This is a genomic window from Spirosoma lituiforme (genome assembly GCF_054776635.1).
This window is the reverse complement of record NZ_BAAHBO010000005.1, coordinates 275256-298373: the sequence shown is the minus strand read 5'-3', so window position 1 is coordinate 298373 and position 23118 is coordinate 275256. Positions and strand designations below refer to the sequence as shown.

At 50.8% G+C, this 23118-nt stretch carries 16 protein-coding genes; 5 read left to right on the top strand and 11 right to left on the bottom strand.

Annotated features, from left to right (window positions below; genetic code table 11):
- Nucleotides 1-34: 34 nt before the first annotated feature.
- The 4 genes from ACYU87_RS18750 to ACYU87_RS18735 all read right to left on the bottom strand — a co-directional run bounded on the left by ACYU87_RS18750 (nt 35) and on the right by ACYU87_RS18735 (nt 6615).
- Nucleotides 35-1279, bottom strand: coding sequence for an NRAMP family divalent metal transporter (locus tag ACYU87_RS18750; RefSeq protein WP_461135613.1), 1245 nt, complete (start codon nt 1277-1279; stop codon nt 35-37).
- A gap of 141 nt (nt 1280-1420) precedes the next feature.
- Entirely contained in the window at nt 1421-1894 is a 474-nt protein-coding gene (locus ACYU87_RS18745) for a Dps family protein (protein WP_461135612.1), read from the bottom strand.
- Nucleotides 1895-1947: 53 nt separating this feature from the next.
- Nucleotides 1948-5859 (bottom strand): hydantoinase B/oxoprolinase family protein, encoded by a 3912-nt coding sequence (locus tag ACYU87_RS18740; protein WP_461135611.1) that lies wholly within the window; start codon nt 5857-5859, stop codon nt 1948-1950.
- A gap of 3 nt (nt 5860-5862) precedes the next feature.
- Entirely contained in the window at nt 5863-6615 is a 753-nt protein-coding gene (locus ACYU87_RS18735; RefSeq protein ID WP_461135610.1) for a DeoR/GlpR family DNA-binding transcription regulator, read from the bottom strand.
- A gap of 54 nt (nt 6616-6669) precedes the next feature.
- Between ACYU87_RS18735 and nudK the strand changes: the two genes are divergently transcribed.
- Nucleotides 6670-7251, top strand: a complete 582-nt coding sequence (gene nudK, locus ACYU87_RS18730; protein ID WP_461135609.1) for a GDP-mannose pyrophosphatase NudK — start codon at nt 6670-6672, stop codon at nt 7249-7251.
- A 74-nt stretch (nt 7252-7325) separates the two neighbouring features.
- Here nudK and ACYU87_RS18725 read toward each other — a convergent pair whose 3' ends face one another.
- Nucleotides 7326-9842, bottom strand: a complete 2517-nt coding sequence (locus ACYU87_RS18725; protein WP_461135608.1) for a PIG-L family deacetylase — start codon at nt 9840-9842, stop codon at nt 7326-7328.
- Nucleotides 9843-10148: 306 nt separating this feature from the next.
- Nucleotides 10149-13160: a DPP IV N-terminal domain-containing protein gene (locus ACYU87_RS18720; RefSeq protein ID WP_461135607.1), complete on the bottom strand. Its 3012-nt coding sequence runs from the start codon at nt 13158-13160 to the stop codon at nt 10149-10151.
- Nucleotides 13161-13413: 253 nt separating this feature from the next.
- Between ACYU87_RS18720 and ACYU87_RS18715 the strand changes: the two genes are divergently transcribed.
- A complete protein-coding gene (locus tag ACYU87_RS18715) occupies nt 13414-16092 on the top strand; it encodes a sodium-translocating pyrophosphatase (RefSeq protein WP_461135606.1) in 2679 nt (892 codons plus the stop codon).
- Between the two features lie 104 nt (nt 16093-16196).
- On the opposite strand, the gene ACYU87_RS18710 is transcribed toward ACYU87_RS18715, so the two are convergent.
- The 4 genes from ACYU87_RS18710 to ACYU87_RS18695 all read right to left on the bottom strand — a co-directional run bounded on the left by ACYU87_RS18710 (nt 16197) and on the right by ACYU87_RS18695 (nt 18903).
- Nucleotides 16197-17426, bottom strand: coding sequence for an efflux RND transporter periplasmic adaptor subunit (locus ACYU87_RS18710; RefSeq protein WP_461135605.1), 1230 nt, complete (start codon nt 17424-17426; stop codon nt 16197-16199).
- A 216-nt stretch (nt 17427-17642) separates the two neighbouring features.
- Nucleotides 17643-18005 (bottom strand): YtxH domain-containing protein, encoded by a 363-nt coding sequence (locus ACYU87_RS18705; RefSeq protein WP_461135604.1) that lies wholly within the window; start codon nt 18003-18005, stop codon nt 17643-17645.
- A gap of 47 nt (nt 18006-18052) precedes the next feature.
- Complete coding sequence (locus ACYU87_RS18700; RefSeq protein ID WP_461135603.1) at nt 18053-18301, bottom strand: YtxH domain-containing protein; 249 nt, start codon at nt 18299-18301, stop codon at nt 18053-18055.
- A gap of 434 nt (nt 18302-18735) precedes the next feature.
- A complete protein-coding gene (locus tag ACYU87_RS18695; RefSeq protein ID WP_461135602.1) occupies nt 18736-18903 on the bottom strand; it encodes a lmo0937 family membrane protein in 168 nt (55 codons plus the stop codon).
- A 492-nt stretch (nt 18904-19395) separates the two neighbouring features.
- Here ACYU87_RS18695 and ACYU87_RS18690 point away from each other — a divergent pair, with 492 nt between their 5' ends.
- Nucleotides 19396-19770: a response regulator gene (locus tag ACYU87_RS18690; RefSeq protein WP_461135601.1), complete on the top strand. Its 375-nt coding sequence runs from the start codon at nt 19396-19398 to the stop codon at nt 19768-19770.
- 90 nt (nt 19771-19860) lie between these two features.
- Nucleotides 19861-21339 carry a sigma-54-dependent transcriptional regulator gene (locus tag ACYU87_RS18685; RefSeq protein WP_461135600.1) on the top strand — a complete coding sequence of 493 codons (1479 nt, stop codon included), beginning with the start codon at nt 19861-19863 and terminating at the stop codon, nt 21337-21339.
- A gap of 65 nt (nt 21340-21404) precedes the next feature.
- Here the strand turns inward: ACYU87_RS18685 and ACYU87_RS18680 are convergent, their stop codons facing one another.
- Entirely contained in the window at nt 21405-22049 is a 645-nt protein-coding gene (locus tag ACYU87_RS18680) for a porin family protein (RefSeq protein WP_461135599.1), read from the bottom strand.
- 622 nt (nt 22050-22671) lie between these two features.
- Here ACYU87_RS18680 and ACYU87_RS18675 point away from each other — a divergent pair.
- Nucleotides 22672-23112 (top strand): response regulator, encoded by a 441-nt coding sequence (locus ACYU87_RS18675; protein ID WP_461135598.1) that lies wholly within the window; start codon nt 22672-22674, stop codon nt 23110-23112.
- The last annotated feature ends 6 nt before the right edge of the window (nt 23113-23118 follow it).

Sequence of the window (23118 nt, the reverse complement as noted above, 5' to 3'; positions counted from 1 at the left end):
AAAAAAACGGGTAAATAAGTCTGCCGTAACAATACTACGCTGCCTGGATGGCTAACCAGATATTCCAGAGACCGAACACGGCCGTAACGAGGACAACGATGCCCATGGCTATGTTTTGCCAGAGCGTGTTGCAGTACCCGTCGCCGAGCAGCGTCCGATTATTGACGGCCAGAAATAAGAATACCGTGATGAACGGCAGGAGTATACCGTTGATTGCCTGAACGGCAACGATGACCGGAATCGGCGTGACGTTCAGCAGTCCAAACGCCAGTCCCGTGGTCATGACAATGAGCCAGATGGCCCGGTATGGAAGTGAGTTTTTCTGAATACCCAGTAAGCTCTGCGCCGTTACGGCAGCCGCCAGCGGGGCGGTGAGCGATGAGGCAAAGCCAGCCGCAAAAAGACCAAAGGCAAACAGTGATCCGGCCCAGGGACCAATCCGGTTGGTCATGACCTGCGCCATGTGGGCGTACGAGAAGTCGTTGGGAATGAGCAGACCGGCCAGCAGTAGTACCACCGAAATAATGCCACCCAGAACAACGGCTACCCAAATACCAAGCTTCATTTCGCTTAATGACTGCCCGCCAGACTCACCGGTCGATGAATCGCTGGTTGGAACGATGCTTGAACCGAAGAAAAGGTTGTAGGGGACAATCGTTGTTCCAATGAGGCCGTTGATCAGCAGTAGCGAACCCGATGGAACCGCCGGTGTGACCAGTGCGCGGGCCAAATTCCCCGGTGTGACCGGTGTGCCAAAGGCAACGTACAAAAAGGCGCCACCCATGGCAAAAACAACCAGACCAAGCATATTGGCTAATCCCTGTGTGGAGCCAACCCATAAAAGTACGATGCAAATCAGTCCGACAACGACAGTCAGGAGAGGAATGGAAAAGCCTGTTAACAGGGCCAGTCCGGACACAGCTCCGAGTATGTTACCGGCCTGATAGGCGGCACAGCCCAAAAAAATAGCCAGGAACAAAGCCCAGGCTATTCGGCGTCCGCGCGGACCCGCGTATGTTTTGACAATAATCTGCCCCAGGTCATTGCCGGTGGCGATGGTAATTCGGGCCGCGGCTTCCTGCAACCAAACGGTGCCAAGGGTGGCAAACGTAAGAACCCAAAGCAGTTGAAGGCCATATGTTGAACCGGCTATGGCACAGGCTGTGACAGAACCCGGTCCTATAAAGGCGGCTGAAATAACCGACCAGAATAAAACACTACCAAGACCGGAACGGAGAGAAAGTACTTTAGGCACTTGTGAGGAGGATGAGTTGTACATGATGAATGTAGAAAAAAAACCTAACTATTCACCATTTATTGTTCATCACAAGGCTTTCGGCAAGGCGGTAAAACGAAGTGCCACGGTTCATTTGCATTATGCAGGAACCGTGGCACTTCGTTTTACCGCCTTGCCGAAATACTAGGAAAGATATTTACGCAACATCCAGGCCATGGCTTCATGGGCTTCCATAAGGCCCGTCAGAAAATCAGCGGTACCTGCATCTTTTAATTCTTCATCGCACTTATCTACATCTTCGCGCAGCTCGCGAACGATTTGTTCGTGGTCGGAGAGCAGGTTTTTGAACATGTCGTTCGTGCTTGTCGGCTTCCCCGAATCTTCTTTAAGGCTCGTATTGTGAATGAATTCGGCCATGGTCGCCAGCGGAGTACCGCCCAACTGCCGGATGCGTTCAGCTACTTCGTCGATTTCGGCTTCAATGGCCTTGTACTGCGACTCAAAGAATTTATGATATTCCATGAAGTTCGGACCGGCAACATTCCAGTGGTATTTGCGGGTCTTGATGTACAGGACGTGCAGGTCAGACAAAAAATCGTTTAAAAGGGCATTGTCCTGTTTGAGGACGTCTTTGTCAAGGCCAATATTGGGTTGCATGATGCTAACGTGAGTTTGTGAGATCGCGAAGGACACTGTGCCCTTCGCCAATATTAACCCACAAACGGGCGGTTTGTTTCGCTTTTATCATCGGTGTTTCCGGCCCCACCGCCCCCCGGTGTTTCGATTCGGATGCGTTCGCCTGCCTGCATGGCGCGGGTGAAAATGCCGGGCAGACTTTCCTCCCGACCATCGGAGTAAATTAACGTTTGGCGACCGGATAGGCCCGAGTCGCCCCCTTTCAGACCGTACGGTGCTATGACCCGATGCTGACTCAGGAGCGTTGCCTGCACGGGTTCCAGAAACTCAATATCCCGAACGATTCCATCGCCACCGCGCCACTGACCCTTGCCCCCGGAGCCAGTACGGATGCTGAATTCATGGAGCCTTACCGGATAGCGACGCTCAAATTCTTCGGGATCAGTAAGTTTGGTGTTGGTCATGTGCTGGTGCACCGCCGATCGCCCATCGGCCCCCATGGTTGCGCCCGCGCCACCGCCAATGGTTTCGTAATAGCCAAAAGGGTTTGGCTGCGCTGACCTGCCGAACAGAAAATTATTCATGGTACCCTGACTACAGGCCGCCAGCCCTAGTGCCTTCAGCAACGTATCGACCAGTCGCTGGCTAACTTCCGTATTGCCACCTACTACGGCAGGGCAGGCCGACGGGGCGTCGGGGAAAATCGGATTTAGAAAAGAGGACTCCGGAAGAATCAGATCGACGGGGGCCATCAGGCCTTCATTGAGCGGAATATCTTTATCGCACCAAAGTCGCAGCACGTACAATACCGCACTGTACAGAATCGAGATGTTGGCATTGAGGTTGTGGGGATGAACGCCCGAGGTTCCGGAAAAATCGAACGCAACCCGCCCGTTGGCTACATGGATCTGCACCCGAATGGTATGGCCGTCGTCGAGGGATTCCTCCGCCGTAAATCGCTGTCCATTCAGGGGTTCCAATACCGCTAACAGGGTGCTGTTTGCCGCTTGTTTCAGTCGCGTCATGTATTGGTGCACAGTCGGGAGGCCGTACTGCCGGGCCAGAGCCTGGAGCGCTGTTTCGCCTGCTTTGAGTGATGCCAGGGCGGCTTCAATGTCTGCTTGGTTTTCGGCCAGGGCACGGGTGGGATAAAGACCATCGGTAAAATGAGTCGATAAGCCTGTGGTCGTTTCGGTGCTTTTCCACAAAAACTCTCCCGCTTTAACCACATACATCGGCTCCAGAACAACGCCTTCCTCCACCAACGAAACCGCATCCGGCGGCATCGACCCCGGCACTTTGCCGCCAATTTCAGCATGGTGTGCGCGGTTGATCACATACCCAATCAACTGGGGCTGTTCACCCATTTTTTCCTCGGTAAATACGCCACTCAGCAGGGTTACATCGGGTAGATGCGACCCGCCATAGTTCGGGTGGTTAGTAATGACTACATCGCCCGGTTCGATCGCTAGTTTAGCCCGAACCAAACGGGCGCAAACGCCCAGGCTGCCGAGGTGTACCGGAATATGGGGCGCGTTGGCGACCAGTTCGGCGTTGGCGTCGAGCAATGCGCAGGAGAAGTCGAGCCGCTCTTTAACATTCACTGAAAAGGCCGTTCGTTGTAGTTGGGCCCCCATTTCTTCGGCAATGGCCCGGAAGCGCTGGGTGAATAGCTCCAGTTGGATGACTTCATTTGCGGCTATTTCTCCGGGTTCTTCCAGGTCGGCCACGTAGTCGACAACCGCATTTTTGTCGGCTTGTATAACCAGCCGCCAGCCCGGTTCGATGAAGGCCGATGAGGTCGTATTGAGGAGTAGAGCCGGGCCGCGAAAGGTATCGCCTTCCTGCAAGTTCGTCCAGTCGTATGTTGGATAGGCATCTCCGGAAAACTGTACCGACGAACCACCCGGAACGGCGTGCCGATGGCTTACTGGCGAGTCATTCGTGGGTAGTCTATCGGTAACGGTGCTAACTAGCGCCCGAACGCTTTCGATTTCGATCGTTCGTGGTTGTCCGCTGGTACTGGTTGGAAAGTGACCATACAAATGCTGGTATTGATGCTCGAAATCAGCCGCCAGCTGATTACTGAATGGGACTTCGACGGTCGCTTCCTGACCCGCCAGCCGCATAAACACCGAAACCGATTTAACCTGGCTAGCGGTTTCTGAGCCAATATCTTGCCGGAGTGCCTGGGTGGCCGAGTCGATGAGGTGCTGCCGGATGGCGAAGATAGCTGACCCAACGTCAGAAAGTGGTTTCAAGACGGACTGGGTCGCCATTCGCTCAATCTGAGCCTGGCCGATGCCATAGGCACTTAACAGACCGCCATCGAAGGGAAGAATGAGTCGTTCCATACCCAGCAGTCGGGCAACAGCGCATCCGTGCAGGCCACCGGCCCCACCAAAAACAAGCAGGCTATAGTCTTTAGGATCGAACCCGCGGGCCACCGAAATTTTCCGGATAGCGCCCGTCATGGTCTCGTTGGCAATGTGCTCGAAGCCGCGCAGTAAATCGATGGGAGATGCCGGGGTGCCCGTCACGTCAAGTTGCCGGATAATGGCGTCCAGCGCTTCCTGCGCTTTGGCCGGAAAAACCGGAATGCCAAACTGCTTCGGGTCCAGCTTACCCAGCAACAGATTCACGTCCGTAATGGTCAGCCGGGGTACGTCGCCCGGAATGGATACACCATAACAGGCCGGGCCGGGATTAGCGCCTGCGCTTTGCGGACCAACCCGTAATTGCGTCCCATCGAACCAGCAGATCGACCCGCCCCCGGCCGCAACGGTTTCGATAGCCAGGGAGGGCAATTGTAAGTCAAACGAGCCAATTTTTGTCGAGAACCGATAATCTAAATTCCCCTGAATCCGGGCCACGTCGGTACTGGTACCACCCATATCGAGGGTCAACGTACCCGATAGCTCCGGGCCGTCGGCGGTGCTACTGGCTGATAGCCCAAGATTGTCGGACACGACAGCTGCCCCGATCACACCCCCCGCCGGTCCACTCAGTAAGCTATCTTTAGGCTGGAATAGATCGGCTCGTACTAGGCCTCCCGAACTGGTCATAATGCGAACCTGCTGCCCGGATGTGGTACCTCCGCCGAGCTGCTGCTGTACGTTGTCCAGGTACGAACGCATGACCGGCGTTAAGTAAGCATCCACCACCGCCGTTTGCGTGCGGGATACATACTGCGGAGTGGTCGATACGTCAGTCGACAGGGTAATGTAGGGGAAGCCGGCTGCGGTTAGCGCCTGGTAAAGTTGCTTTTCATGAATTGGATTCCGGTAGGCATTCAGCAGTGAGATCGCGATGGCATCGGGCTTGCTCTGGTGCAGCTGTTCGATCAAGTTGGCAATGACCTGGTCAGATAGGGGTGTCAATACCTGACCGTCGGCCGTAAGGCGTTCCGCTACGCCTATGACAGAATCGTACAAAACATCGGCAGGTGGAATGGCCAACTGAAAAAGATGGGGCCGTTGCTGCGTACCGATCTTGAGTATATCGGTAAACCCTTTCGTAACGAGCAGCGCTACCCGCCCCCCCTTTCGTTCGAGCAGGGCATTGGTTCCTTTTGTTGTACCCAGCCGCATCGTCAAGGGTGGGAAAGGCTCATTCACGGGCGTCTGCGTCAGTAAACGAGCCGCCAGAACCGGCGCTTCCTCACTGGTGAACAACTCGATGGTTTGTGGCGCGGTGGTGCGGCATTCTAACCGCCTGTCGGAATGCCGCACCACCGCGTTATTCAAAACGACTGTCCCATCCACACTCAACGACTCAATTGTGTATACGTCATTCGTATCGACAACGCGAAGCTGATAACCGTCAAAAATGGGAGCGGTGAGCCAGGGCGCTACTAGTTTGCCATCAATGAGTTGTCCCCGTAGTCGACTGCTGCTGAGTACTTTGGCGCGGTGTATGGTTCCGTTTGGGTCTTGGGCGAGGCCATCGGTAAAAGTGCCGCCGGTGTCAATCCAGATTTGGTACATGGGTCAATTAATCAGCGTAATGCCTGCCTGTCGGTAAGCGGCTACAACGTCCGGTTTGGCTTCCGCATCGGTAATCAGCACATCGAACAGGTTGAGGGGTGCAAAATAGAGGTATTTGTCGGTTTCTAATTTCGACGAGTCACAGAGGAGATAAACTTTTTCCGTTTGCCGGGCCATAGCCGTGGCCGTGCTGGCCTCTTTCTCGCTGTTGGCGCTCAGTCCGTGCTGGAGCGAAATGCCATCAACACCCATGAAGGCCCGGTCGGCCCGATAACGGGCTATGTGCTCTTCGGCCACGAGCCCATGAACCGCCTGCCGCTCTTTGTCAACCTCGCCACCGACCAGATTGACAGTTACGTCGGAGGCCATCAGTTCCGCTACTACCGGCAGTGAGTTGGTTATGACGGTGATTCGTTTGTTCCGGATAAATGGACACAGGCGAAACACGGTACTACCGCAGTCCATAAAAATAATATCGCCTTCCTCGATGTCCTGTGCGGCTAGCTGGCAGATGTAATCTTTCCGGTCGGCGTTTACGGCCGTTTTGTTGGCGAATCGAAACGAGTCGGTTGCGAGGCTCACTTTCATGGCCCCTCCGCGTGTGCGGTACAGCAGACCGGAAGCGGCTAACTGCACCAAGTCACGGCGGACAGTCATCTCCGACGTTTGCAACAGTTCGGCTAACTCCCGCACATCGACAGACCCCCGCTCATCGACCGTCTGTACAATTAGTTGCTTCCGGTTTTGGAAATTCATAGACAATTGTGTTCTTTTGATCAAAAATAAACAAAAACAAACAATATTGAACAAATGGCTGTCGAACGAGTGCAAATAACGGAAGAGAAACTCTTGTCTGACAATTGGTATATCCTGAAGCGATTTACGTTTAATTACCTCGGTAAAAACGGGCAGTGGACAACCCAGCAACGGGAAGCCTATGACCGGGGAAACGGTGCGACGATTTTACTACACAACCCACAGACGGACACTGTTATCCTGACTCGCCAATTTCGATTACCAACCTTCGTAAATGGTAATCCAACGGGCATGCTCATTGAAACCTGTGCCGGACTGCTCGATGATGAGAGTCCCGATGACGCCATCCGGCGGGAAACAGAAGAGGAAACTGGTTACCGGATCGAATCGGTGCAGAAAGTGATGGAAGCGTATATGAGCCCCGGCTCGGTAACGGAAAAGCTGTTTTTTTACCTGGCTGAGTATTCGGCTGATACCGAACGCCATGCCGGTGGTGGCATCGATGAAGAGGAAATAGATATTCTGGAGTTACCCGTTCGTCAGGCTTACGATATGGTTGCACGGGGTGAAATAATGGACGGTAAAACGATCATGCTGCTACAGCACCTGCGGCTAAAACAACTGAGCCCGAATTGAACGAGTTTTTGTGTGCGGTGGTGTCAGTTTTCGACAAACTGACACCACCGCACACAGTCCAGCATATCCACCACTTACTTGCCCGCTGAAATCAGGTTGGCGAACAGGCGGTAGGCGCCGGGGACACCAGCCGGTAGTTCGCGGAAAAAGACCAGACCCGTGTACATAAAATGTCCTTTGCCGTACTTGGTATAGATCAGACTACCTTCTTTAGGCGCTTCGTTCTGGTCGTGCGAGGAGAAGATGGGCTCGTACGCTTTGTCCCAGTCACGGGCAAAGTAGATGCCGCGTTCCTGAATCCAGCCCCCGAAATCCGCTTCGGTAATTTTGTTTGGGTAGTTGAGCAGCGGATGTTTTGGGTTGATAAACGTCATGGGTGCATCCTCCTCCGTTACGCGCTCGTTCACCACCGCAAACGGGTAGGGGCCTAACTGAGGTAATGGGGCCTCATTGCGCAGAAACGAACTGTTGGGTGTCACATACTGAACAACCATCGTTCCCCCATTTTTAACATACTCCATCAATTTCGGCTGGTAACGGGCCAGGGTACTGTTGGTATTGTACGCCCGAACGCCGACCACAATGGCGTCGTAGGCAGACAGGTTCCCGTTCAGTTCGGTTGGCCCCAGAAGGGTGACCCGGCAACCCATCTGCTGGAGGGCGGCCGGAACTTCATCGCCCGCACCCACAATGTAGCCTATGTTTTTGGCGGTTACTTTCACATCCAGCTTAACCAGTTTGGCCTCTGCCTGCGGAAACAGCGTCTGGGTTGGAATGTGCTTGTACGCAATGACGCGAAGCCCCGTTGTGAACGTGCCGTCTGCCGTTGTCATAACGGCCTGCAGCTTTCCGTTCTGGGCTTTGTCGCCAGGAATCAGCCGGAACGACAGTCGTTGTTCGTCCCCTTTGTTTTTTAGCTCGAAGGGCTGCGATGCCGGTTCGATCCGCCAGCCCGTTGGCACCTCGATCCGTAACGTGCCCGCGATATTGGCACGCCCTGCTTTTAAAACAACTTCACCCATTTTGGGGGTGTTGTCGGCAAAGGTGTACACCCGTTCGGTCAGGTTGGCTGTAACGGCGGGTTGAATAATAAAAGGCCGGTAAATTTCGCCGTCTACCGGATCGGTCGATTTATACACGACCGGACGGCTAAACGTAAAACGCTGACCACTGATGTCGAAGGTATAACTGGCTGTCAGAGCGGGTGGATTCTCGGGCAGACCAATAAGTTGCTGATTGTCTACCTGAAACAAGCCTTTGTCTATCGGCTTTTCGAGCCAGTAGGGCTGGGAGATTTTCGCCGTTTTCGGAATCAGTACGCTCGTTGGAAGCAGGACAAGATCGTTTGGCTTGAGTGCCAGGTTGAGCGTACTGTCTTTTCCGGTCGAGTATTGAACGCGAACCAGCGTGACGGGTGCGTCAGTACGGTTGACGATGTTGGTGGTTAATTTGATGGTTTCGCCGGGCGTGGCGGCATAATCGGCGGGGTTGGTTTCAAACCACAGGCCAAGGCATTGTCGGATCAGCATTTCGACTTCCTGCCGCTTCGCCTTCACGTAACTATTGGTCGTATCCAGTTTACCGATCGCTCCGTACAGGTTTACCAGGGCGTGTACCGATGCGGCTGGCTGATCGGGCCTGAACTGGCTGATTACCTGGTTCACCTGGGCTTGAACCGCATCGCTGTTGAGTACCCGTTTCCAGGTCATGTCAATGCCTTCCATGGGGTCTTTCTGGACGGGATCGCCCCCTTTCAGTAATAGGTAATCAATTTTAGCGCCCCGGTTAGGAGCCACGCCAAAGCCCTGACTTTTGTGCTGGCTGCGACTCTCGGAAGCAATTTCGCCGTATGATCGGCCCAGTAACGAATTGAACAGCCCGGTTTCTATACCGATCAGGTTGCCGGCTTCTTCCGGTTTTTTGTTACTCAAGAAGGCACCGGGAATAAACATATTCCACATGATTCGCTTGGCCTGCCACGGCTTTACGTAGGCTAGTTGTTCGGGAAACTTCGTGGGATCGCTCGAAATCTTAAACGCTTCCTCGGCCAGAAATCCGGATGCGCTATGGTGTCCATGACCCGCGCGGGCGTCGGGCGGAAAGCGGGTAATGATTACGTCGGGCTGGTATTTACGAATCATCCAGACCACATCGGCCAGCACTTTATCCTGCCCCCAGGTTCGTACCGCTTCGGTTGTTTGCTTGGAGAAACCAAAGTCATACGCCCGGCTGAAAAACTGATCCGGCCCATCGACGCGCCGGGCGGCCAGCAGTTCCTGCGTTCGGATCACGCCAATATTTTCGCCCTGTTCGGGGCCAATAAGGTTTTGCCCGCCATCGCCCCGGGTCAGGGATAAATAGCCTGTCCGAACCAGGCGCTCTTTCGCCAGATAAGACAGCAGCAACGTATTTTCATCATCGGGGTGGGCCGCTATATACAGCACTGATCCCAGAACGTTCAGTTTTTTGAGGTTCGACAGGATCTCACCCGGTGGGGCTGGCTTGATGGGGCCGTAAGGAACTTGGGCAAAAACAGCGGGCGTAAGCAGACTGCCGAGCAACAGGATGAGGAGGGATTTTTGAAGAGACACAGGCAGGAGGTAGATTATAGCGGGCAACGGGCAAATTTACAATTAAAGTTCAACGTAAAAATAGGAGACTTTCGCCAAGAGACGTGCCAGAGCGGTGCCATGGTTTTTACATATACCAAAATAAACCGTGGCACCGTTTTGGACGAAAAACCTAAAATAAGGAAAGGCTACCTAAAGTAAGGTAACCTTTTACCCGTGTTACCTAACAACTAAACGAATTATTGGAAGATGCGCGCCCTGCTCATCGCCGACTTGTCAGTCCGTTATGTGGCAGAACATTCGAAGGCCAATAGAAGAAAGACGTACCTAAGGATGCCTTAGCAACCGTTCCATTGGGAGAACCTCGCCATTGCGAATGACTTGCTCGACGTTTAGCACGTCGCGGATGTTGGTGAGTGGATCACCGTTTACAATGACCAGATCGGCTAGTTTGCCAGGCTCTATGGACCCCAAATCTTTACTGACCCCAACCGTTTCGGCAGCCCAAAGCGTCGCCGACCGCAATGCCTGATACGGACTGAGCCCCGCATCGACGAAGACCTGCAACTCAGTGTGCAGACTCATGCCATAGGGTACAAAAGGGCTGTCGGTGCCGGCCGTGACGTGGGCACCCGCGTCGACAAGGGCTTTCACGCCTTTTTGGAGGTTTCCGAAATTACTCAGGTAGCCGGGATTTAACTTAGCATACTGAGCCGAGCCAGCCATCAGGGCATTGGTGTAGTCTTCGGAGTAAAACGCTTTGTACTGTCGATTTTCCAACAGACTAGGGTCTTTGGTAGTCAGTACCGAAAAGCCACCCTGTAAGGAGGCCGTTGGTGTAATGTTCATACCTGATTTTGCCAGAAGCTGAATGACGTCCTGGTAACTGCGGTTCATGGCCGTTATCTTGGGCGAGTAACCCCGCCGACTTGTACCGCCAATGTGCTCAACGGCATCGACATCATAGCGCATGGCCGGGAAAATTTCGTGGGATGAAACAGGCAGGCCATGTGCGTGGGCAAAAGCCGTAATTCGCTGCTGCATGGCGTCTGGCATGCGAACGTAGGTTTTGATCAGATCGTAGCCCAGCCGAACCGAGCGGTTGAGTTCGCGATCCAGTTGCTCATCGGAATTAATGCTGGTAGCAGCTCCGTAATAAATACGGGTTCCATCCGTCAGCCCACCCGTAAAAAACTGACGTGGACCGGGTCGGGTACTACTCGCCCAGGCTTCTTTTCGTTCGAGCGCATCGTACGGATCAGCACCGGGCTCACGAATAGAGGTGATACCAAACGACAGCCACAATCGCCCTATCTTCTCGCCGACCATCGAATGCTGGTGCGTGTGCATCTCAAACAAACCGGGGATGACCGTTTTCGTTGAGGCATCTACGAGTGTACCGGAACGACCTGCCTGATGCGGCAGGATAGCCTTGATCCGGTGGCCATCGATCAGAATGTCGACGTTGGTTCGGTACGTATTTGCCCGCCCATCGAATAATCGTCCGGCATGCACGACTACGGTCCCGGTTGGCTGGCTGATCGTCCAGGACAAATCCATCGGGTGCGTCTCCATGTGCCCATCGGCCAGATAAACCTGTTTGAAGACATCCGTCGCCAGAAATAACAGGCTCTTTGAATCACTGGTCCAGGTGGGGGTTTCGGCCTGTTCGGTGGTGAGTTGCCGGGGTGTTCCAACGATGTTCCCGTCGGGCTTAACGTCCGTTACCCAAAGCAGCCCGTCGAGCACATACGCCATTTTCGATCCGTCCGGCGACCAGACAGGCCCGTTCTGGCCCCTGGTTGCCAGGCTGTGCGCCGGAGCGGGTGATACGTACCGGTCTTCTGTACCCGCCAGCGAAATAAGGAGTACTTCGCTGACGCCTTCGCGGTAGCGCGATGAGTAGGGGTGGAGTGCCGAGACCGCAATTGTTTTGCCATCGGGCGACCAGCTGGCCTGACTCGGTACAAAAATTGACTCGTGTACTTTGCGCGTTTTAGGAGCTGTAACGTCAGCGGTATAGGTAACATCAGCCACGTAGAGCGTGCTGCGACCCCAGGCGTTGCGGGGATCGCTCTGGTAGAAAGCAAGTTTACTCCCATCGGGTGACCAGGTTGGGTAGTGAAGATCGTCGGTCATATCGACCAGGCTTCGATCCTGTCCGGTTCTTAAATCCCGAATCCAGACGTCCATCGTGCCGTTCCGATCCGAAACATACGCCAGCTTAGTGCCGTCCGGCGACCAGGCTGGTTCCAGCTCCATGGTGGGGCCCTGCGTCATGCGTTCCGGTGTTTTCGTTCCTTTGGTCAGCAGCCACAGATCGCCCAACGCAGCAAAGGCAATTTGCTTGCCGTCGGGTGAGATCGCGGCTCCCTTGATGCCCAGAACGGGCTGTGGTTTCTGACTGTCAAAATCGTACACTTTACGTTTGTAGGTGTTTCGGGGCAGCGCAATCAGCGCCTGAAAAGGAATAGTCTGGTCTGTCTTACTACCGATTTTTCGCCGTTTCAAGAGGCCATTGGCTGTGTATAGGTACTCCGTGGCCGAGAGCCAGCTCACCCGAAATGGAAAGACATCGTCACTGACTTCGGTTAGTATCTGCGCTTTGTTGTTTGTCAGTGACACCGTTGCCAAGCCACTCTGCGTATTGTTGAGAATGTTGTAATAGAGGTGTGAGCCATCGGGCTGCCAGCCGACCCCGGCGAGTTTACCAATGGCGGGAGTGATCAGCTTCTCATCAGTGCCCGGCGTCAGTACGTACACGCCGGGCGCATCGGTTCGGTCAGAGATGAACGCAATCTGTTTGCCATCGGGCGAAAACGCCGGGTTGAAATCGTTCGCCAAATCGTGGGTTAACTGGGTCAGTTTGCCGTCGGCCAGATTGAGTTGCCAAATGTCGTAATTGCCGCTTCGATCCGACGAGAATACCAGCTGCTTCCCATCCGGCGACCAGTGGGGCTCGCGGTCGTCGTACACACCCGACGTGAGCTGCCGGGGCTTGCCGCCCGTTGCCGATACACTCCAGATGTGATACCGCCCGTCCCAGAAGGAGTGAAAAGCAATCTGCCTCCCGTCCGGCGACCAGCTTGGCTGGCGGCAGTCGCCTAACGGGTCGGTAATGGGTTTGGCAGTACCACCGGCAGATGGGAGAAGCCACAGGGTGCCCTGCAAGTCAATAACCAGCTGGCTTTTGTCCGGTGACAGATCGGCCGCCATGTTCGTGCCTTCCGTGATCGTTACCCGTATTGAATCAACGGCGCTGGCTTGAGTTACCAGCGGTGAAAAAAAGAGCAGCCAGTAAAAAGTAAATTTTATAAAATAGTTAGTAGGGCGAATCATAGTTACTATCAACTGTTAATTACAGCTTAAATGTTTTATGGAGATCGTTTAGATCCAAATTTTATTTTGAACTTACGGTATCGAAAGCCTAGTTCCAAACGACAGTATTGATTCACGTTGCACGGATTATAATCTCACAGAATAATAGAAAAAAAACTTAAAAAAAGTCAGTAAACGGCTTTTTTAGGTTGGGTTATGCGTTGTCGAATTCTATATTTGTGAGCAATCAAAACACTAACCTTTAGCCACTTCTATGAATTACAGTGTTTATCTGGTCCCTATTCTGGGCATCGTCGGTCTGCTGGTGATGTTTACCAAATTTATGTGGGTGTCGAAGCAGGATGCTGGCGACGCGCGCATGCAGGAAATTGCAGGCTACATTGCCGATGGAGCTATTGCTTTCCTTAGAGCCGAATGGCGGGTTCTGACTTATTTCGGCATTATCGTTGCCATCTTATTAGCCTATATGGGGAGTCTGGTGCCTAATTCCAGTCCACTTATAGGAGGTTCATTTATTCTTGGTGCGTTTCTGTCGGCGCTGGCCGGCTACATTGGTATGAACATCGCGACCAAGGCAAACGTCCGTACCGCTCATGCCGCCCGTACCAGCCTGACCAAAGCCCTTGAGGTGTCGTTTACCGGCGGTTCGGTAATGGGTATTGGGGTGGCAGGTATTGCAGTACTGGGTCTGGGTAGTCTGTTCATTGTTCTCTACAAATTGTACGTCGAACCCTCGGGCGATGTGAATGGCCTGCCAATGGAGAAAGCGCTTGAAGTGCTGGCGGGTTTCTCGCTCGGTGCTGAATCGATTGCGCTGTTTGCCCGGGTAGGGGGTGGTATTTACACCAAAGCCGCCGACGTTGGCGCTGACCTCGTCGGCAAAGTGGAGGCCGGTATTCCCGAAGATGATCCGCGTAACCCCGCCACGATTGCCGATAACGTAGGGGATAACGTAGGCGACGTAGCCGGTATGGGTGCCGATTTGTTTGGATCCTACGTGGCTACTATTCTGGCAACTATGGTACTGGGTCGCGAAATTGTGATTCCGAATGATCCGATCATCGGCCATGCGCCGATTGTATTGCCAATGGTTATTGCGGGGTTAGGTCTTATTTTCTCCATTATTGCCACCTACCTGGTTCGGGTAAAAGACGATAACGGAAATGTGCAGGGCGCGCTGAACCTCGGGAACTGGGCATCGATAGGCATTACGCTAGTTGCCTCTTACTTTTTGGTCAATGCCATGCTGCCGGCTGGTATGATGAAAATCCGGGGCGTTGAATTTACCCGGATGGATGTGTTTTTCGCTATCGTGACGGGGCTGGTTGTTGGCGCACTGATGAGTGTCATTACGGAATATTACACGGCTATGGGGCGCCGTCCGGTGTTGTCCATCATCCGGCAGTCGGCAACGGGGGCGGCTACCAACATCATCGGTGGTTTGTCGGTAGGTATGGAATCTACTGTATTGCCCATTTTAGTGCTGGCGGCCGGTATCTATACCTCCTATCACTTTGCCGGTCTATACGGAGTCGCTATTTCGGCTGCGGGCATGATGGCTACAACGGCTATGCAGTTGGCCATTGATGCCTTTGGCCCGATTGCCGATAATGCCGGTGGTATTGCCGAAATGAGCTACCTGCCCGAAGAAGTCCGCGGTCGTACCGATATTCTTGACGCCGTGGGTAACACCACCGCGGCCAGTGGCAAGGGATTTGCTATTGCCTCAGCTGCGTTGACAGCGCTGGCGCTATTCGCGGCTTTTGTGGGTCTATCGGGTATTTCGGCCATTGATATTTACAAAGCCGACGTGCTGGCTGGCCTGTTTGTGGGCGGCATGATTCCGTACATTTTCTCCTCACTGGCCATTGCGGCCGTAGGTCGGGCAGCTATGGCAATGGTGGAAGAGGTACGTCGTCAGTTTCGGGACATTCCGGGTATTATGGAAGGTACGGGCAAACCGGAATACGAAAAGTGCGTGGCTATTTCCACCCAGGCATCTATCCGCGAGATGGTACTGCCGGGAGCCATTGCCCTGACTGTTCCCGTTATTGTCGGGTTTATTTTTGGGCCCGAAGTACTTGGTGGTCTACTCGCTGGGGTTACGGTGTCGGGCGTACTAATGGGGATTTTTATGAACAACGCCGGTGGTGCCTGGGATAACGCCAAGAAGTCGTTTGAGAAAGGCGTTCTAATCAACGGCGAAATGTTCTACAAAAAATCAGAGCCGCACAAGGCATCCGTAACAGGCGATACCGTTGGTGATCCCTTTAAAGACACGTCCGGTCCGTCAATGAACATTCTGATCAAGTTAATGTCCATCGTCTCGCTCGTCATTGCGCCGTACATCGCAGTCCAGTCCTCTGAAACACCGGGTTATAATCGCGAAGGGAAGGAGGCTGCCGGCACCGAAGTGCCGCTGGAAGAGTCGACGGCAGCCGATAATGACATTGTGAGTACACCAAATGAGCGTTTGGGCGCTTTCAGTATTCAAAAATTGACAAGCGGGGTTGACCTGAATATACCGGAACTGGGCATTGAGAATAAACTGCTGGCATTCATAAAAAGTGACAAGGCCGTCGATAAAACTACTTGGTTCGATTTTGACCGGCTCACCTTCGACACGGGAAAAGCTACCCTTAAACCTGCCTCGCAGGAACAGCTGAAAAACATTGCCGAAATTTTAAAAGCCTATCCAGCTGTAAACGTTAAACTGGGTGGTTATACCGATAATACAGGCAATGCAGACAGCAACCTGAAACTTTCGCAGGATCGGGCAAATTCGGTGCGCGCCGAACTTGAAAAAATGGGTGTTGACAAGGACCGTCTGGAAGCGGAAGGGTACGGGCAAGAACATCCCGTTGCCTCGAACGATAGCCAGGAGGGTCGGGCCCAAAATCGACGCATTTCTATTCGGGTCACGAAAAAATAGGTTCCAGGCGCACCAGAGTCAGCCTGCATGAAAAAAGCCAGCTCTTACAAAGGCTGGCTTTTTTCATGCAGGCTGGTTACAAACGGTTACGGATGCCTATGTGCTTAATTTCCCAGCGCATTATAAACCAGCAGTTGATTGGTCGTTACTACCCGGTCGCCGGGAGCAACCCCTCCCGCCAGATACGTTTTCGGACCAATCGTTTTATAGATATTTACCTCGCGCACAATAGGATGGTTTTCTTTGTTGACCAGCACAACAAAATTGCGGTTCTTGTCAAAAACAACAGCCTTTGCCGGAATGGATATACGTTGGTCGCGCCCGGCATACGTAACGCTTACATTGGCGAACATCTCGGGTTTGAGCCGATAGTCGGCATTGTCAAGCGTAACGCGGACTTTAAGCGTCTTGCTGTCCGGGTCAAGCACGTTGAATATCTTATCAATCTTCCCCCGAAAGATTTTGTCCGGGTAGGAGATGGTGGTGATGGTTGCTGCGTCGCCTTCATGAACATTAGCTAGATCAGATTCGTAAACATTGGCCAGCACCCAAACGTGATCGAGATTAGATACGGTGAACAGGTTTTCCGGATCATCGGAGCGAAGTTCCATGCCGGAGGAAGCCGTTTTTTCAACCACAAAACCGCTCATGGGTGCTTTAACCAGATAAACCGAGCCTGTTCCACCCACAATCCGGCGTCGTTCGGCAACCCGGGCCAATTCGCCCTTTGCGGCCTGTAGCTGCTCCTGGCTGGCTACCAACTCGCGTTGCGAACTCAGGCCCGCTTTATTCATGTCTTCAGTGACCTGCTGATTCTTCTGTGCAACGGCCAGCTGGCCCCGTGCTGACACGGCTTCCTGTTCAAGATCGGCCAGGTCACCAGAACGAATAACGGCCATGATCTGCCCCTTCCGAACATAATCGCCCAGATCAGCTTTGAGCGTTTCGATGTGACCACCAACCAGCGGGAAAACCTTAACGACCTGATCCTGATTGAAGGTGATTTTACCCGTTAGGTTAATCTCGTTGCGAACGTTTTCGAGTTTCGCCGTATCGTAAGTCGCTGTGGCAAGCAGATTATTTTTGCGATGAGTGCCCGTGGCAGACGACTCTTCAGTTTTGGCAGAACTACCACAACTGCTCATAGCCGCTACGATCAGCAACGCGCTTAATGAACGTATGTAAGGGTTATGTCTCATCGGAAATCGCGCGGGACGGAATACCGACGAGACCGGAACCAGCACCTGATTCTGTGGCAGACCAAACACCTGCCGGACGATAAGTCTCAGGTTAGCAGGTAATTGCAGAGACAAAAAAAACGAGTATTTTTCCATGACTATTTTTTCCGTCACAAATGTCTACCCTCGCAATTAAACGCCCCTTAAACCAGCATTAAAAGATTATTAAACCCCTGAAAAGACGTAACCCCCACCGGAGACCGGTGGGGGTTACTTTTCAATAACGTTGAGTAAATAGGGTATTTGTACTTAATGAGCAAACCAGTGAGGGTAACATCAGTCATACAAGACCGACGTTGCCCAGCCTATTTTCTAGTTGGCTTTGAATGATGACTGGGCATTGTCAACACCGTCTTTGGCATTGTCAGCTAACTCGTCAACTGTATTGTTATACTTGTCTTTTATCTTTTCTTTATCCGCCTGAGCCTGATCCTTATACTGGTTGAATTGCTCTTTGGCTTTGTCGGTGTACTGGTTTACCTGGCTTTTCGCCTGCTCCAAACCTTCTTTTACTTGCGATACACCTTTTTCCCACTGGTCTTTCAGATCGCCGGTATGTTTACTGGCTTCTTCCGTTAACTTATCGCGTGTTTCTTTGCCGCTCCGGGGAGCCGTCAAAATGCCGATAACAACGCCTGTGATGATACCAGTTAGAAAATCTCTTGTGCTTCTCATTGTTCTATTGTTTTAGGTAAGTTTCTGCCTGATGGCAACTTAATCTACTACTTTACTTTGCGCTTTGCCTGGCTAACCAAGTCCTGCGTTTTTTCAGTGGCCGAATCAACGTAGTCGTTGTATTGGCTCTTGATACTTTCCAGACCTGACTGAAGCTGGTTCTGAAGATCATTGAAAAACGAGTCAGACTCTGACGTAATGCGTTTGCGCGTTTTTTTACCACTCTCTGGAGCAAGCAAAATTCCTACAACAGCGCCAACCGCTAGACCTACTATTATTCCTGGCAATGCTTTCATAATTTCTATAACGTTTGTGAATGATTGATTTCATACTTGATACTAGTTACACAGAAAATTTTATACCAGTAATCATTTTTTAGGGGTAACTTTTTGATAATGAGTTATTTGATCTTCAAATAGGCTAACAGAATAAATTGAGCAGTTGAGGATTTTTCTCTACAAGGGCGTCCACGTTTTACGCGTTGGTACCCCATATGTCGACCCGTGTAAAGTTATGCATCGATTAGCTGCCAGCGTACCCTTCCTACTTCACCTGTATGTGTTTTTTGACGATTAGCGTAAAATAAAAATCCCCGCGCTCAATCTGGCGCAGGGATTCCGTACCCACCGTAACTTGTACTTAACCTAAAATGAAATGACCTAATTGAATAGGAATGCTTTTGTAACAGACATTATTTGTTAAAACAATACCGTAAAAGGTACTTTCCTTCTCATACACCGCGACCTTGTATCAGTCGAAGAATAATTGCGATTACAGCAATTACCAACAGAATGTGTATTAAACCACTACTTGCCAAACCTGTTCCTAGTACGCCTAAGAAACCAAGTAGCCAAATGATGATCAGCACCACAGCTATTGTGTAAAGGAGGTTTCCCATTATGTTCGTGAGTAAATCAGAAAAAGCTATCTCGCTGTTGTTAGTTGTATTAGAAAAATCTGTGCCAAATAGTTACCGTTTAGCTTGTTGGAAAGCATGAAGCCGGTAAATGCTTCTTACAGGCTTGTAAATGAGCTCATAATAAACGCATACACGCTATAGGCTTACTATTTCTTGTATGAATCGTGCCGTTGTACGGTGTGGAAATGTTTCTACACATGTAGAATAATCGTAGAAAAATAGCCCGTTCAAAGAGAGGAATACAGGCTAGACGTTTAGATCTACGTTAGACAAAACAGGGACCGAAAAATCGCAATTAGTTAAGTTATTGGCCTTTATTAATTTATGAATTATACATTTAAGACATCGGTATCAATTCCGGCACTATATTTTATATAAGTAACTATAAATAGAAAACACTAGAAAACTGAATTTACCGTGGTAAGACCGATAGTAGGAGCTAATACGGGATATCAATCCAGACCAACCGTAATGAATACAACATCTCTTGCTAAGCGAGTGCTGATTGTTGATGATGAAGCAGATATATGCTTACTGTTATCAGGTCTTTTGCGCCGGTTAGGCTATCAGCCAACATGCGCCCATTTTATAGAAGAGGGGCGTCAGTGGCTGAATTCTCAGCAGTTTGACGCCATATTCCTTGATCTGAATTTACCGGATGGCTTGGGCTTTGACCTGTTGCCTTTCATTAAAGAAGGTCAGAATGAGGCTAAAATCATCATGATAAGTGCCTTCGATGGCCAGGCAGAACGCCGTCGTGCTACCGAGCAGGGAGCCGACTATTTTATCGGAAAACCATTCACTCGTCGATCTGTGGAGACGGCTTTGCAAACCATTCAGGTTTGAGTAACTTTGTTTGTATAGCCAACGAAGGCTTGTGAATAGCATCCCAGGTCTAAAACCGGGTGTATTCAACTGAACAAGTACTTCCTCTTCATGGAAAAAATACTGATTATTGACGATAATAATGATATATGCCTGTTGTTAGAACGTTTCCTGACAAAGCAGGGATATAAAACGGCGTCGGTGCAGCGGGGCGATGATGGTCTTGCCTTGCTGCGGAAGGAGTCATTTGAATTGGTTATTTGTGATTTCAAACTCCCCGATATTGATGGGTTGGAAATGTTGCGCCGTATTAAGGTGATGAATTCAACAACAGCCGTTATCATCATTACTGGGTATTCGGACGTCCGGGTGGCGGTGCAAACGGTTAAACACGGCGCTTACGATTATGTAACAAAGCCACTTTATCCCGACGAAATTCTGTACACCATTAAGGGGGCACTCGAACGGCGTAACCAGTCACTAAGTCAACCCAAAAGTGTGGCACCAACTGCGGCTGCTAACCAGCCGTCTAAAACAAGTGCGACAAAACCAACATCGACGAAAACAACGCTGGCCCCTGATGGGAAGCGGTTCATTTTTGGCAAAAGCCGCGCTGCCGAGCAACTTCAGAAACATATTGATTTGATTGCCCCAACGGATATGTCGGTAATTATTACCGGCGAAACTGGCACGGGCAAAGAATTTGTGGCTAATGCCGTTCACCTGAAGAGTAAACGTGCTGATAAGCCTTTTGTCGCTATTGACTGTGGTGCTCTGGGAAAAGAGCTGGCTGGTAGTGAATTGTTCGGTCACGTGAAAGGGTCGTTTACAGGCGCGATGTCCGACAAAGCAGGTAGCTTTGAATTTGCCAACGGCGGTACCATATTTCTGGATGAAATTGGTAACCTGTCGTACGATAACCAGATCAAGCTGCTTCGTGTACTGCAGGAGCGGAAAATTCGTCGAATCGGTAGCAACCAGGATATACCCGTTGACGTTCGGATTATTGTTGCTACCAATGAAGACCTGCGGGAAGCGGTGCGGCAAGGAAAGTTCCGGGAAGATATTTACCACCGGATTGCCGAATTTGAAATGCATTTGTCGCCCCTTCGCGAACGCAAGGCTGATATTATGATTTTCGCCGAACATTTTCTAGAGTCGGCCAATATCCAGTTAGAAAAAGAAATCCTGGGTTTCGAGGAAGAGGCAAAAGAGAAACTCAAGGAATATTACTGGCATGGTAACCTGCGCGAACTACAGAACGTAGTGAAGCGATCGGTGTTGCTTACCCAAGGTGAGTACATTGAAGCTGATGTGTTACCCCAGGAAATTATTTCGCCCCAGTATTTAACGGCAGAAGACACGGGTAATCAGCACATTCAAATTAGTTATGACCCCGCCCGGCCTGGTGTACCCGTGTTCAGTCAATCGGCCGCTAACCTGAAATCTGTTTCAGAAAATGCCGAACGGGCTGCCATTCTGAAAGTGTTGGAAAAAACCGGTTACAATAAAACAAAAGCGGCCGAAGTGCTTAACATCGACCGCAAGACGCTTTACAATAAATTAAAAGCGTACGATATTCATTTGTAAGAACGAACGAGTAAATGAGCGAAGAAACTGGCGTAACCAGTATTCGCTCATTTACTCGTTCGTTCTTAATTCAGGCTAAAGCCAACTGATAATAGACCTACACCATTCTTCGCGCTTCCCAGGAGCGTTTGAGCGGCACCACTGTTCGCAATCTGCTGCAATCCTTGTTCGTATCGAGCACCGATAAATGCCTTGCCGAAATAAATGTTAAGGCCACCAGCGATACCGTAATCAACCTTGTTGAAATTGTCCCGGTTGATTGCACTGCTACCTGATCCAAAACTTCCGTTCGAGTTGACATTAGAGTTAAGCAAATACGCTACATAGGGACCAGCCTGTAACTCAACCGCCTGACCTAATTTGAAAGTAGCCAGTACAGGTAACTCTGCGTAGTTAAGTTTGAATGTATTTTTTCCGTTGAAACTTAGCAAGTTATAATCAGCCGATGCTCCTTTTGTCATATAGAGTAACTCGGGCTGAATGGCGAAAAACTCACCGACTGGTGCCTGAGCAAACAAACCTACGTGGAAACCAATACGCTCATTTTTGTTCGTTGCCCCCTGGCTATCGTAAAATAGTGAACTGGCATTTAGACCTCCCTTTACACCTACTCGTGTACGCCCCTGGGCTGTCGCGTCAGATGAATTGAAGAAGATGGCACCAGCCATTATTGCGGCTGTTGCAATTAAAGTGCTGAATGACTTTTTCATATTGGTTAATTTAGTAGCGATAGAGGTTATGTGCTGCTGCTATGGAAGGCTAATATGTTAAAATCGTGCCAAGTCTGCTAAGGCGGGCTTGAAAGGGGCTATGCTGTTGTATTATACTCATTTGCGACGGCTGGTGAAAAAAGAGCACCAAATAATATTTGCTATTTAGTGCGGAAAAAATTCCCCAAATTGTAGAAGACATCAGGCGTTTTTTTTCTGATCTCAGCGTGGACATTTGGCGCAAACAGGGAAGTACGTAACCAAAGGAGAGGGAGAGTTTTGTCTTTTTGCTTGGCACCGATTACGTTCAATTACCGGGTATTATCCCATTTTCTAGTTTCACGAAAGGCAACTTCGCCTTTGTTTGTTAATGGCTTTTAGCGTGAATAAAATGGTTTGCAAGGCGGCAAACCTTACTGAAATCAAGGAACTGGAGGGATCATTTAGTTGCCGAAAATAAAGTTAGAATTAATGATTTATAGTATCTTTGGATGAAGAGAAAAACGTTTGAGGTAATCCATGAAACGTGTTTTTTGTCAATTAATTAGTTGACTTCTCTCAGCAAAAGATAGAAATAAGTGCCCTTATCACTGCCGTAACTGCTTTATCCAATACCGACAACATGTCCTATAAACAAGAACTTATGACCATTCTTATTGCCGACGACGATTCCGATGATCGATTGTTCATGGAACGTGCGCTTCGACAGAGTGGATACACCCAAACTGTACAATTCGTTGAGGATGGTGAAGAATTGATGGAGTATTTGAACCGGAGCGGTCGTTATGCCAATCAGAACTTACCCTGGCCTGACTTGCTGATTCTGGACCTGAACATGCCTCGCAAAAATGGCTTTCAGGCCCTTCGGGAAATTAAGGACGATTCCAGGTTACGCCGACTTCCGGTAGTAGTTATGACCACCTCTTCTGCTGACGAAGATATATTGAAAACCTATACACTTGGCGTTAATTCATTTGTGACGAAGCCGTTCAATTTTAACCGTCTGGTTGAGATGGTGGGTGCTTTGAAAACGTACTGGATGGATACCGTTAAACTACCCTAATCAGTA

Bases quoted from the DNA above. Each gene is read 5' to 3' on its own strand.
- ACYU87_RS18750 (WP_461135613.1), bottom strand. From the start codon at position 1,279: ATGTACAACTCATCCTCCTCACAAGTGCCTAAAGTACTTTCTCTCCGT.
- ACYU87_RS18745 (WP_461135612.1), bottom strand. From the start codon at position 1,894: ATGCAACCCAATATTGGCCTTGACAAAGACGTCCTCAAACAGGACAAT.
- ACYU87_RS18740 (WP_461135611.1), bottom strand. From the start codon at position 5,859: ATGTACCAAATCTGGATTGACACCGGCGGCACTTTTACCGATGGCCTC.
- ACYU87_RS18735 (WP_461135610.1), bottom strand. From the start codon at position 6,615: ATGAATTTCCAAAACCGGAAGCAACTAATTGTACAGACGGTCGATGAG.
- nudK (WP_461135609.1), top strand. From the start codon at position 6,670: ATGGCTGTCGAACGAGTGCAAATAACGGAAGAGAAACTCTTGTCTGAC.
- ACYU87_RS18720 (WP_461135607.1), bottom strand. From the start codon at position 13,160: ATGATTCGCCCTACTAACTATTTTATAAAATTTACTTTTTACTGGCTG.
- ACYU87_RS18715 (WP_461135606.1), top strand. From the start codon at position 13,414: ATGAATTACAGTGTTTATCTGGTCCCTATTCTGGGCATCGTCGGTCTG.
- ACYU87_RS18710 (WP_461135605.1), bottom strand. From the start codon at position 17,426: ATGGAAAAATACTCGTTTTTTTTGTCTCTGCAATTACCTGCTAACCTG.
- ACYU87_RS18705 (WP_461135604.1), bottom strand. From the start codon at position 18,005: ATGAGAAGCACAAGAGATTTTCTAACTGGTATCATCACAGGCGTTGTT.
- ACYU87_RS18700 (WP_461135603.1), bottom strand. From the start codon at position 18,301: ATGAAAGCATTGCCAGGAATAATAGTAGGTCTAGCGGTTGGCGCTGTT.
- ACYU87_RS18695 (WP_461135602.1), bottom strand. From the start codon at position 18,903: ATGGGAAACCTCCTTTACACAATAGCTGTGGTGCTGATCATCATTTGG.
- ACYU87_RS18690 (WP_461135601.1), top strand. From the start codon at position 19,396: ATGAATACAACATCTCTTGCTAAGCGAGTGCTGATTGTTGATGATGAA.
- ACYU87_RS18685 (WP_461135600.1), top strand. From the start codon at position 19,861: ATGGAAAAAATACTGATTATTGACGATAATAATGATATATGCCTGTTG.
- ACYU87_RS18680 (WP_461135599.1), bottom strand. From the start codon at position 22,049: ATGAAAAAGTCATTCAGCACTTTAATTGCAACAGCCGCAATAATGGCT.
- ACYU87_RS18675 (WP_461135598.1), top strand. From the start codon at position 22,672: ATGTCCTATAAACAAGAACTTATGACCATTCTTATTGCCGACGACGAT.